8 protein-coding genes and 2 pseudogenes are annotated in these 12,743 nt (G+C 43.1%); 8 read left to right on the top strand and 2 right to left on the bottom strand.

All coding sequences use genetic code 11. The features are described 5' to 3' along the window. The first annotated feature begins 562 nt into the window (after positions 1–562). The 6 genes from acsF (at position 563) to ACYRY3_RS30130 (ending at position 8,049) form a co-directional block, all read left to right on the top strand. Positions 563–1,639: a magnesium-protoporphyrin IX monomethyl ester (oxidative) cyclase gene (gene acsF, locus ACYRY3_RS30155; protein ID WP_460205356.1), complete on the top strand. Its 1,077-nt coding sequence runs from the start codon at positions 563–565 to the stop codon at positions 1,637–1,639. Between the two features lie 280 nt (positions 1,640–1,919). Further along, complete coding sequence (locus tag ACYRY3_RS30150) at positions 1,920–2,522, top strand: TetR/AcrR family transcriptional regulator (protein WP_460205355.1); 603 nt, start codon at positions 1,920–1,922, stop codon at positions 2,520–2,522. Positions 2,523–2,657: 135 nt separating this feature from the next. Further along, positions 2,658–3,173, top strand: coding sequence for a DUF2141 domain-containing protein (locus tag ACYRY3_RS30145; RefSeq protein WP_460205354.1), 516 nt, complete (start codon positions 2,658–2,660; stop codon positions 3,171–3,173). 300 nt (positions 3,174–3,473) lie between these two features. After that, positions 3,474–4,226 carry a hypothetical protein gene (locus ACYRY3_RS30140; protein ID WP_460205353.1) on the top strand — a complete coding sequence of 251 codons (753 nt, stop codon included), beginning with the start codon at positions 3,474–3,476 and terminating at the stop codon, positions 4,224–4,226. Positions 4,227–4,420: 194 nt separating this feature from the next. Beyond that, positions 4,421–7,507 carry a TIM-barrel domain-containing protein gene (locus tag ACYRY3_RS30135; RefSeq protein ID WP_460205352.1) on the top strand — a complete coding sequence of 1,029 codons (3,087 nt, stop codon included), beginning with the start codon at positions 4,421–4,423 and terminating at the stop codon, positions 7,505–7,507. Positions 7,508–7,668: 161 nt separating this feature from the next. Next, entirely contained in the window at positions 7,669–8,049 is a 381-nt protein-coding gene (locus ACYRY3_RS30130) for a nuclear transport factor 2 family protein (protein WP_460205351.1), read from the top strand. A 278-nt stretch (positions 8,050–8,327) separates the two neighbouring features. Here ACYRY3_RS30130 and ACYRY3_RS30125 read toward each other — a convergent pair whose 3' ends face one another. Further along, a complete protein-coding gene (locus tag ACYRY3_RS30125) occupies positions 8,328–9,080 on the bottom strand; it encodes a hypothetical protein (protein ID WP_460205350.1) in 753 nt (250 codons plus the stop codon). Between the two features lie 219 nt (positions 9,081–9,299). Between ACYRY3_RS30125 and ACYRY3_RS30120 the strand changes: the two genes are divergently transcribed. Together ACYRY3_RS30120 and ACYRY3_RS30115 are read left to right on the top strand one after the other, a co-directional pair. Beyond that, a complete protein-coding gene (locus ACYRY3_RS30120) occupies positions 9,300–9,842 on the top strand; it encodes a DUF3891 family protein (protein WP_460205349.1) in 543 nt (180 codons plus the stop codon). 48 nt (positions 9,843–9,890) lie between these two features. Beyond that, positions 9,891–11,147, top strand: a pseudogene (locus ACYRY3_RS30115) (RNA-guided endonuclease InsQ/TnpB family protein). 114 nt (positions 11,148–11,261) lie between these two features. On the opposite strand, the pseudogene ACYRY3_RS30110 reads toward ACYRY3_RS30115, so the two are convergent. Beyond that, positions 11,262–12,644 (bottom strand): annotated as a pseudogene (locus ACYRY3_RS30110) (elongation factor G); the annotation flags it as partial. Positions 12,645–12,743: the final 99 nt, after the last annotated feature.

The following is a 12,743-nucleotide window of genomic DNA, read 5'->3' as shown; positions in this document are numbered from 1 at the left end:
GCTCCCATATCAATACTTACATATTGAAATCAAACTAATTTATACTTCCACTCCAGTTATAGACTTTGGATGCACTGGAATAGGAATACTCACATACCTAAATCAAACCTATAGTAACGCAAGTTCAACAGGTTAAAAAAGGTACAAAAAAAGGTGGGTCTGGAAAATCTTCCCCTTGAATATCTGCACCAGTAAAATTTGCACTCTGAAAGTTTCTATCGAGGAACGGTCGCCCTCTCGGATTTTGCTCTAACTCATTTAAGGGCATAGCTAAGGTGAAAATGATTGTATTTACACTTTCATACAGAATTCTTACTACATTTTTCGGCTTTTTAGAAAACTACCATTTTTCTGACCTTTAACTAGCGATGGCTCTTAAGCAATCAGCATAGTCCAATTCGCTGATGCTTGTCCCTAATCTTCAGTACAGTTTTGAGCTAGTAAAAAGACGAGTCGTAAAAATATTTTTTGAAAATTACTTTAAATAATTTTACTTTTTCTGGATTTTTATAAGAAATTATGATTAGATATCTTTAAAATGATAACTTAATTAAATTGTCTCATGGCTAAGTCTCTTCACACCCTCGAGCCTGAGTTGCTTCAGCCCGGTGTTAAAGCGCCCGTAAAGGAAACATTATTAACGCCTCGGTTTTACACCACTGACTTTGAGGCTGTAGCGCAGATGGATATTTCAGCGCATGAGCCAGAGTTGAGAGCTGTTGTGGAAGAACTGCGGGCTGACTATAACCGCCATCACTTTGTGCGTGATGCTGAGTTTGAAAAGAGTTGGGAACACATTGATGGTGAAACACGCCGTTCTTTTATTGAGTTTTTGGAACGTTCCTGCACCTCTGAGTTTTCCGGATTTCTTTTGTTCAAAGAGTTATCTCGCAGACTCAAAGACAAAAATCCTCTCTTGGCAGAGGCGTTTCATTTTCTGGCGCGGGATGAAGCACGCCATGCAGGATTTCTCAATAAGGCAATGTCAGATTTCAATCTTTCACTGGATTTGCGGTATCTGACAAAAAATCGAACTTATACCTTTTTCCCACCAGAGTGGGTTATCTACACTGTCTACTTATCTGAAAAAATTGGTTACTGGCGTTACATTCTGATGTACCGTCACTTGGAATCACGTCCAGATAAGCGATTTTATCCTCTCTTCCGTTACTTTGAGAGTTGGTGTCAGGATGAAAATCGACATGGGGACTTCTTCAAAGCACTCCTGCGTTCCCAACCTAAACTGTGGAATAATTGGAAATCTCGTTTGTGGGTGCGTTTCTTCCTGTTGTCTGTATTTGCTACCCACACTCTGACAGTGCTTGAACGCGCAGCTTTTTATCGGTCTGTTGGCATTAATCCTTACGAGTATAATGTCCAAGTTATCGAAAAGACGAATGAAACTGCAGCACGGGCATTTCCTTTGATTTTAAATACGAATCATCCAGAGTTTTTCGAGCGACTGGAGCAGTGCTCTGATATTACTTTCAAGATAGCGTTAATCGATCGCAGCAATCGCCCGCAAATTATCAAGTTCTTCCAAAAGTTACCTCTGTTACTCGCGATCGTTTGGCATCTGTTGCGGCTTTACCTAATTAAACCAATTGACGCTGAATCAACTCGGGAAGCTGTTTGCTAAAGGATAAAGTGTGAAGGATAAAGGATGAAGTACAACCGTAGGGGAGAACAACCGTTCTCCCTTACAACAATCTGTACCTCCTCGGCGTTACAATCTGCTGTAAATCCAAGGGATTGAAATTGGACTGGAAAGCTTTTTCTCTTCTATCAATAAGTTGAGGGGCTTCGATCCCTCTTTGTAGAGCGAGAAATTTTTCATCCTTTACCCCTCATCCTTCATAATTTTTTTGACACAATACTCCAAAGTTTGCCATAATACCTATTAAGCGTTCGGTAGGAAGGTGGTTTCTGATTCTCCAACTCCAATTTCAGGGAAGCAAACAGATGGGCGCGATCGCATTCTAGATACGGCAGAATCGCTATTTCGGGATCGCGGGTATACTGCGGTGACCATGCGTGACATTGCCAAAGCCGTAGGAATGCGTCAAGCATCTCTTTACTATCATTTTCCAAGTAAAGAAGAACTATTCGTATCTGTCAGAGAGCGGATGTTCGAGCGACATCAAGTTGGTCTAGAAAACGCCTTAGGACGAGCCGGGGAAGAATTGCGATCGCAACTTTTAGCAGTTGTTGATTGGTTTCTCTACCAACCTCCTATCAAATTTCACAGCATGATGCAAGTGGATATGCCTTCCTTGAGTGAGGAAGCCAAGGAGCGTTTATCACAAGCAGTTCGTCGATCTATTTTTGAACCTATAGGGAAACCCTTGATTGCTGCTCAAGCAAATCATCAAATTCGAGATGTCCAGCCCCAACTGCTTGTCGGCTTTTTACTTTCTTTATTGGAAAGCACTTCTCATGTCTATTCGTCCGAGTCTACTGCTTATAAGAAGGAGATACTTAACGAGCTGATTCGTGTTTTGCTAGAAGGAATTCAAATCTAGTAATTTTCTTGATTTGTTACCTACTGAGCGTTCAATAGAAGACATGAGAAATCCTGTCGTGGTCATAATCTAACGAAAACTTCAACCTACTGAGCGTTCAATAGATGAAATTATAATTACATATGGAGATACACCGTGCATACCATCCTTAATCGAAAAGAAATCCAGGTAAGCCAAGCTATCAGGAATCCGAAATTTTTAACTAGCCCCTTATTAGCCTTTGCAGTGCTTACAAGCATGGCAGTTCCATCCTTTGCCCAACCTGGGCAAAACAGTCAATTAACCGTTGAGATTAATGGACTCAAAAACCAGCAAGGACAAGTTTGCTTAAGTCTATTTCGCAGTGGGAAAGGGTTCCCCAGTAACGCTAGCAATGCTTTACAAACTCGGTGTGTGGCAATTACAGCAAAGTCATTGTTCGTTACCTTTGAGAATTTGCACTCAGGTAGTTATGCTGTTGCCGTTCTTCACGATACCAACAGCGATAACAAAGCGAACCGTAATGTTCTGGGAATTCCGGTTGAAGGCTTTGGGTTTTCTGGAAATCCAGTTATTCGTACAGGTCCACCCAAATTTAACGATGCTGCTGTTCTAGTTGCAGGCTCAAGTACAAATATTCAAATTCAGTTGAACTACCTGTTTGATAGTTAAAAAATTGACAAAAAGTTTTAGCCTTAACTGAACCATTTTGTGATATTTAGCAGTTACACAGTTATTAAAACAATATTAAATGTTCACTTAACTGTCTTAACTGTCCTAAATTTCCTTGCATTTGCTTTAAGAATATAATAACTTGATGAAGTAAGGTTAAAGTAATAACCGTTAAAGCCTGTCATCAATTAGCTTAAGTGGACTAGAGCCACCGACAGTTTGTATTCAAACAATAAATAAGTGCCTTCAACGGCTTTGTTTGCGGTAAACAGATTTTGTCAAACAGAAAAAAAGTAAACCATGACAAGCACTCTGGCATATAACGTGGAAAAGCAATTAAACTTTTCCGGTTCGCACATAAGTGCGAAATACGTAGAAAATGTGAGAAATTATTATATCAACAACGAAACTATTGTAGTCAACCCCCATATGTGGGATGTTGTTGTTGGTCAGCCCGTGAGAAATATTATTCCAGCTTTCTCCTCAACTATCTTAAAAGATATAACCATTGAGAAGGCTGAAGCACTGATATTGATTGAGGTCTTTGACACCATCAATATCGGGAATATTCTTTTGGAAGAGGGTTGGTTCCTATTGGGCGACACGATTGAAGATTCTGACAGTAGTGGCGATCCCAGCGAACTGTCCTACCCCAAGAATACACCTCTATGGAAATCGCCACAAGATGACGCGGGTATTGTAGAGATTGACCCGTATTTCATGACCAGGCAAGCAAACACGCCGAGTCAAAAGCAAAGGTTTGTCGTTAAACTCAACTTATGGTTTGCACCCTCACAGACCAATTGTTTCATACACAACGAGCATGAGTTTATCGAAATCCACACACAGATATTCGGTACTGGCAGAATGCAGAAGTTCAAAGCTCAAGATTATGGCACTCTCTATGAAGATATGTTGATGAGTCCCGGCTTCACAACTTCTGTTCCATTTTGTCAGGTTGAAGAAGATGGCAAGTGCATTTATCCTTGGCATCAATATTACGCAGATACAGATTGCATTTGGATGGCAGTAGAATATCACCCGTTAGCTTAAACTTAACAACTTCATTGAGGGAGATTGCCAATTAAATTTTGACGTGGCGATCGCTAATACCAAACACAGCCTTTGTCCTTGGCTGTAAAAGATTGCACAAATTAATCTTGAGAGTCCTGGGTAGGCAGTAAAGGTAGCTCTACCTCAATTAGTCTTGCACAAAGATTCCTTAAATATCACCAGAGGTTTACTATATGTCAGGGCCAATTCTGTCTGATGTCTACAAGTTCGTGACCGTTGAAGAATATTTCAAAGACATCAAAAGCTGGGAAAGCCTCAAGAAAGCCATTTCTTATCAATACCTAGACAAAGAGCAAACACTGATACTTGAATTTCAAAAGAGCGATGGCAATACGACTGCCATGCTCCTTCAGTTCGTCCAAAATGATACCTTCCGGGTTCGTTTCAACCCCAAAAAACGCAAGGAAGATTACACCAGTAACAACTCTCGTGCGTTAGTCCAAAACACCTTCGAGCAGTTACAGAGAAACGCACAGCAGGGAGATGAAGAGTTTTATATCGAATACGAGGACAAAGGTGGTTATGGCTGCCTGCTAACCACCAGAAAGCAGCAGAATAAAGAATCTGTCATGCAGGTCATAATTACTACAGATCCATTCCAGATCCGCGTGATCAATTGCGAACCTGATGGCAGCAACTTTAAAATCTGGGAGACATCAATACCTGGAATACTTTACACTCCCAACGGGAATGACGATTACGCTATTATCCAGTCTGTTAACAAACCCGCACCAGCCAAATATATTGGCTTTGGCGAACAAGGTGGTAAGTCACTGTGCCGTAACAGCGGGCAACTCAACTATTTCAATTTCGACAATATGCGGTACCGACAGGTCTATAACTACGGACCCCTAGACGGACGGGAACCGCTTTACCACTCAGAACCGTTCTTCATTGAATTTAACGGCGTTCCAGAAAAAAATTGCGTTACTGGCATATACGTTGACAATCGCGGTCAAATCCTGATGGATATTGGCTACCAAAACTCCAGCTCCTATCTGGTCGGTACTCGCTTCGGCGACCTTGACTATTATTTCTTCATGGCAGACACTCCTGCGGAGCTGATCGACAGCTTTACAGATATTGTTGGACGCTCGCGGCTAAAACCCCGATGGGCTTTGGGATATCACCAAGGATGTTATGGGTATGAAGACCGGGGTGCTCTGGAATGGACTGTTCGCAAGCATCGTGAATACCAAATTCCCCTTGATGGTCTTCACGTGGATGTAGACGTACAGGATAACTATCACACCTTCACCATTAATACACAGAAGTTCCCCGATCCCAAAGGCATGTTTGCCACTTTAAAAGCTCAAGGTGTGAAGTGCAGTACGAACATTACCCCAATTATTAGCAGCAACCAGAAATCGTACTACAAATCCTACATCGAAGGTGTGGAAAAGGGCTATTTTGTACGCGATCGGCGCTTCTTCGGAGATCTCAATCTGAGCAACCCTGAAGACCTGAACAGAGGTTACAGCTACCAGAATTTTGATCCACCAGGGCAACAGAGCGTTTACTTCGCACACGACCCAGAACACAATGCCAATACGGGCAATCCTTATATTGGGGAAGTTTATTACGGAAATGACCGAATTACAGGACAGGAAATGGGTACACCCGGTCATTACCCCGATTTAGGACGGGAAGAAGTGCGTAATTGGTGGGGTAAGCAATATCAATACCTCTTTGATATGGGACTGGAAATGGTTTGGCAGGACATGACAACACCTGCTATCCGTTCCCGTCGTGGTGATATGCGGGGCTTCCCCTTCCGATTGTTGGTAACTGACGATTCTATTGTGGGAGAAGAACCCAAACTGACGCCAGCGATTAAGGTATGGAATTTGTACTCTTACAATCTCCACAAAGCTACTTACTACGGTCTTAACAACCTTGTTTACTCAGAGCAGTCAGATAAACCAGGACAGCGCCGTAAAGATCGTAACTTCATCGTCGGACGCGGCAGTTTCACAGGCGCACATCGCTTTGCCGCATTGTGGACAGGGGACAACTCTTCGACCTGGGACTTTTTAAAAATGAACGTGTCCCAAGTGATGTCACTTGGCATGACCGGTGTCACCATCTGCGGACAAGATATTGGCGGTTTTGAACAAGAAAACGACGAGCAACATTGGGTCGGCCCTGAACTGTTTATCCGCTGGACTGCTGCTGGAGCTTTCTTACCCTGGTTCCGCAACCACTATATGCGTAAGGGGCGCAAAGAGTTCCAAGAAATCTTCATGTACGAAGAATGGTTCAAGGAACATCGTGGTGGTCAACTGCCAGAACCGCAAGATTTGTACCGTGCGGTTATACCTGCGTGCAAGTATTACATTGAATTACGGTATCGGCTCCTCCAGGTCTTCTATGACGCCATGTTTGAGAACACCTTTGATGGGTTGCCCATCTGCCGCCCCATGTTTCTCAACGACCCACAAGACAAGGCACTCTACAACGACAAAATCGCCTTCCTTGACGACCAGTTCTTTGTCCGCCACGATATCCTCGTCGCCCCAGTTTTAAATCCGCAGTCAGCTGAGAACGGCTACGGCAAACGCGATGTTTATTTGCCAACTGGTAGCAACTGGTATTCTTTTAAAGATAACAAGCAGCCCCTTGATGCTCCTGTCGATGGTGGAACTACCATACGCGGTTTTAATGCAAGTCTGAGTAGCGACCCCAAACACATTCCCTTTATCGTTCCTATCTACGTGCGAGCAGGTGCGATCGTACCCACTATAGAGGTTGAACAGTATGTGGGAGAGCTTAACAGCAAAGGTCTGCCCAATCCCATAACGCTAAACATCTATCCTGGTGCAACTGGTCAATACACTATGTACTTGGATGATGGTGTCAGCCGTGCTTCTGAACCCAAGGACTCAGTTATATACGATAACGATGACCTGGCTAACAGTGAATATCGTGAGGTACTGATTACGCACAGCAAAACTGGTTCAACACGCCAGATTACTGTAGAGCGTAAACATGACAACTATCAGCCCAAAGAAGACTTTTTCTTCATAGCAATCCTGCACGATCCATCTGAAACCACAGGCAATTCAAGTGTGTTGAAGAAGCTTACACTCAACGGGCAAGACCTTGAGTTAATTACAGGTGGCGATCCTGGAGAACGAGCACATAAGCTCAGGAATTCTGCGAAAAATGCCTGGTACTACAACGAAAACATCAGAATCAGTTTCGTTAAGGTGTTTGATAACAATCCGTCCATCAAAATACAGGCAGAATATAACGCCTAAACTATCTACACTTTTCTAACCAATAAGTGTAAGTAGTTGTCTTCCGCTATTTTCTGGGGGGTAGTGCAATAAGCGCTGCTCCTACTTTTTCCTGAAATCGCTGATATTTCATCTATTGAATCGTTAGGCAAACTACTACGGGCAATTGGAGGGCTCGTATAATGACAAGCATAGACGAAGTAGCAGAAACCCAAAGGGTGTGGCAAGAACACATTGACGCATGGGATGCAAGAGACCTAAATGCCATTATGGAACACTATTCAGAAGAATCCATAATGATTTTAAATAATTCAACGGTTCGGGGAACTTTTGGAATACGTAATGTTTTTGCCAATCTTTTTAAGTTATTTGATAGTGGTGAGAACAAAATAGAGCCTGCTGTCATTGAAGGAGAAGTTATCTATATTATTTGGAACTTTCAACCTCAAGCAGAAAAGGGCAAGTCCTATTTTGGAACGGACTCCTTTGTTGTCCAAAATGGCATCATTAAATACCAAACTATTGCTTCTGAATTGTATGAAATATATCCAGTCACTAATTAAGATTGATGATTAAAAGAGACTAACAACTGTTAATGTCTTTGGCTGTAATTATGTTAACCGTCGTCAGTCATTAATCCTTTGCTTACAGCCATTTTCAGGTAAATAGACCACAGTCGTAGGGGCGCGGCGACCTTGCGCCCTTACATATGGTGTGGTTCCTTTAGGTGAAAACTACTGTAAGACAATGCACAAGTCGGGCGGGCAAGATGCCCACCCCACAGAATTTCTGTTTCTCGGCAATATGCAAATTAAATGTTCGACACCTGATTAGCTAGTTTTTAACCTTTTTTACCTCCTGCCGAACCGCGAACAACCAAGCGATCGCCCACAACTTCAACCTCATCTACGTTCACGGGAAGATTTTCCAATTTCTTAGCAACTTGTTGGTTCAAGCGTTCTTCAGAAAATCCAAAACGTTGAGAGAGGTCGGAGAGAGAAAAGCTAATATTACCAAGCTTGATGCGAGTTGTTTCATCCAAGCTGACTTGTTTGTTGCGAATAGCTGGTTTTCCTTCAACCTCCACATACACAGGATGATATTTCAATATCGGTACAGCCAATAGTAGTTTGGAAATTGCTATTTGTTCTCCCTTTTGCAACTCGTTGAAAGGAATCGCTCTTAAATCAATCACTGCACCAGCAGAGATTTTACCATTTTCTATTTGAGTTTTTGTACTTACGACCGCCTGGGCGAGACGACTTTTATCAGTTGTTTGAGCAATACCTGAATCAATAAGCGCATTCACCTCTGCCGCATCTAATTGCACCTCACTTTTAGCTTTTGAACTTTTAAGACGATCTGAAATTTTATGCAAAACTTGCTTTTGTGCTTGTTGCTTTTGTGCTTGTTCTATCTGCTTTTTTTGGTCAATTGGGGGAGCAGCATTTGCAGTTGTCGATGGGCTTACCTCTTGGGTTTGTGAATTTGAATACCAATCAGGCAGTTGGGTTGCTTGGTACCAGAAGAAGAAAATGACAGCACTAGCACCACCAATAGCAAGGCTAGATAGCAATAATAGTCGCTTGACCATAAGCGAATCACAAAATAGTTAGAAGTTTAATTGATTCTTTATACATTTCCAATCTCGTAGCGTCCAGGTAGAATCCAGCAAATAAGTGAGTGTTAGAAGTCACTAGTGCAAGATTTAGGAAGCTTTTGGTTAATAATCTTGACAAAATATATTTTTTGTGTATTTTCGATTCAAAATAAAGAGCACAACCTTTATAACACTGCATTCTGTTTTTCGTCGATGTTACATCGTTTGACAAACCAGGGACTCATCTGCATCACGCAACCAAAGCACGCTTGGCTTTCAGGACAATTGGCGGAAGCTTGGGGTAATGAACACTTCACTCATTTTGCCCCCAGAGCCGAAGTTTGCTTGGGTGCAGAACAACATGATATCGGCTGGCTATTATGGGAACAAGCACCAACGCTTAATCCGCAAACCGGACACCCTTATAAATTTACCGAACTTCCAACCCAAGTACATATAGGTATTTGGTCGGATGCAAAAAAACTAGCTCTTTGTCTGGGTCAGTATGTAACACTTCTGGTTTCACTGCACGGTACGGGATTGTATGAAAGATTCACAAGTTGGCAAAATTCTCAGACCTCAACTGAAATCGTGCAGGGTTTTTTGAATCAAGAATATGCCTTTCAAGAACAGCTAGTTACCGAAGAACAAGCCAAAGCCCCTGATTTTAGGCATGGGGATGTAGGCGGAGGCGGTTTTAACTTTGGTAGTGATATCTCAAAACATTTTCTCATGTTGAGAACTATGTTATTCTAGTTTACCTCAAGGCATTTGACGTAAACAAACAGCAGGAGAGGTCGGCTTGTGCTAGTACTCGAAGCCAAGCTAGAAGGACAAACCGAGCAATATCAAAAGCTAGATGAGGCAATTAGGACTGCTAGATTTGTCCGCAATGCTTGTGTTCGGTACTGGATGGATAACAAGAACATTGGGCGATACGAGTTGTCAGCGTACTGTGCGGTATTAGCTGCAAATCCAGAGTATCCTTAGGTTGATAAGTTGAACTCAATGGCACGTCAAGCTTCTGCGGAACGTGCGTGGAGGGCAATTGCACGGTTCTACGACAACTGCAAGAAAAAGAAGTCGGGGAAAAAGGGATACCCCCAATTCAAGGGCGAACAAACACATGGGACAGTTGAGTACAAGTCTAGTGGCTGGAAATTGTCAGATGAGCGGAGATATGTCACATTCTCGGACGGTTTCAAAGCAGGAACCTTTAAGATGTGGGGAAGCCGTGACCTACACTTCTACGAGTTGAAACAAATTAAACGTGTCCGCGTTGTTCGTCGTGCAGATGGGTACTACGTGCAGTTCTGTATAGACTCTCAATGATTAGAGAAACGGGAACCAACACAAACCAATATCGGTTTGGATGTAGGATTAACTCATTTCTATACTGATAGCAAGGGGAATACAATAGAAAATCCCCGTCATCTTCGTCAAGCGGAAAAAGCCATAAAACGGCTACAACGTCAACTTTCCAGAAAGAAGAAAGGTTCAAAAAATAGGATTAAGGCTAAGAATAAACTAGCTAGGAAACACCTCAAAGTCAGTCGTCAGCGTAAAGACTTTGCTATTAAGACGGCAAGGTGCGTAGTGATATCTAACGAGGTCGTGGCGTATGAGGATTTGAAGGTGAAAAATATGGTCAAGAACCACCACCTAGCTAAATCAATCAGTGACGCCTCATGGTCATTGTTTCGTCAATGGGTTGAGTACTATGGGAGAGTGTTTGGAGTGGTAACAGTCGCTGTGCCACCACACAATACTTCTCAAAACTGCTCAAAATGTGGCAAGAAAGTCCAAAAAACACTCTCTACAAGGACTCATTGTTGCCCCTATTGCGGAACCGTTCTAGACCGAGATCGCAACGCGGCACTGAACATACTTGAGATTGGTCTCCGCTCCGTGGGGCACACGGGGACGTCAACGTCTGTGGATGAGAATGACCTCTGCTTGGAGAGCCTGCGCCGTGCGGGGGTCTCCCCCGTTGAGGCGACTGGCGTTGAGGTGACTCCTCCAAGTAAGCCGACTCGTAGAAGCAGAAAGCCTAAACAGTGATGTTTAGAATCCCCCGCCTTTAGGCGTGGGGAGGATGTCAATCAAATCTAAAATTGCAACCGCAGAAACACGCAAATAAAATAAAAAATATCTGGGTGCATCTGCGGTTAAAAACTATTTACCATTACCTCCATTGCCATTACTAGAGGTAACAATGCGTTCGGCTAATCGCTCGGGAACTTCTTGAAGATGGTCGTATTCCCAGTGGAAAAAACCAACACCAAGAGTAAGCGATCGCAATTCCACAATAAAGTTTTGCATTTCAGCTTGCGGTAAAAATGCCACAACATTATCCCAACCTCGCCAGTTGTGGATGCCTTCGTAGCCCAAAATCTGTCCCCGCCTACCAGTTAAAAGCTGTAGTACTTTAGCAGTGAATTCATTAGGAGTCGTGACTTCCAAACGAACAATAGGTTCCAAGAGAGTAGGTTCGCACTTAAGTATTCCTGTTTGCATAGCAAGACGTGCAGCTTGCTTAAACGCTTGTTCGGAACTATCAACCGAGTGGTAAGAACCATTTGTCAGAGTGACACCCACATCCACTAAGGGGAAACCCAAAGGACCGTGTGCGAGAAACTCACGCACGCCCATTTCCACACCAGGGATATATTGTTTGGGAACAACACCACCAACAATAGTTTCCCTAAAGTTAAAACCTTCACCACGGGGTAATGGGTTAATGTCTAGATAAACATCACCAAATTGCCCGTGTCCACCACTTTGGTGTTTGTACCTTCCGTGAACTGATGTAGCTGGTTTGCGGATAGTTTCTTTGTAAGGCACCTGTGGCAAGTGGGTGGTCATTGGTAGATTGTACTTGCGACGCAAACGGTCTAGTGCAACTTGCAAATGAATCTCGCCTTGGCCCCAGAGAATCACTTCATGGGTATCGCCATGTTGTTCCCAAGCAAGAGAGCAGTCTTCTTCCAGCAGTTTAGTAATAGCACTGCTGAGCTTCACTTCATCATTGCGCTTTTCGGGAGTAATGGCGAGGGCATAAACTGGTTCTAGTTGAGCTGCTTTGGGTAATACCGTTACAGACTGCCCGGAAGAAACTGTATCTCCTGTTTTAATACCTTCTAAACGGCTGATAGCAACGACATCACCTGCACAAGCTTCATTAACCTGCTGCTGTTGTTGTCCTATGAGGCGGTAAAGACCACCTGCACGAACTCCATTGAGGACAATTCCATCGGTTAACTTACCCTGCCAAACCCTTACTAAAGAGAGCTTACCACCTTGGGGAGTGTAGTAAGTTTTGAGAACTTGTGCCACAGGAGTATTGCTTGGTTGTCCTTTTAAACGACGTTCTGCTGTGGTTTCTGGTTCGGGGGCTTCTTTAAATAAGGCTTCCAGAAGCGGGCGCACACCATAATCCTGTTCGGCTACCCCAAAGAAAACGGGTACAACTAAATCTGCGCCTAACTCCAGTTTTAGGTCTTTGAGTATTTCTTCTTGGGGTGGTTCGATGTCTTCTAAAAGTTCTTCTAGTAAATGGAGCTTACCCCAAGCCCAGAGCCGAACTAGCAGGGTAGATAATTTAATTGCTTTCCTGGTTAACAAGCATCGCTGCGATACCAAAGAAAATACCCTTGT

Source organism: Scytonema sp. NUACC21, from assembly GCF_054684315.1.
The sequence above is the reverse complement of the archived record's forward strand: the minus strand, read 5'-3'. Positions and strand labels throughout refer to the sequence as shown.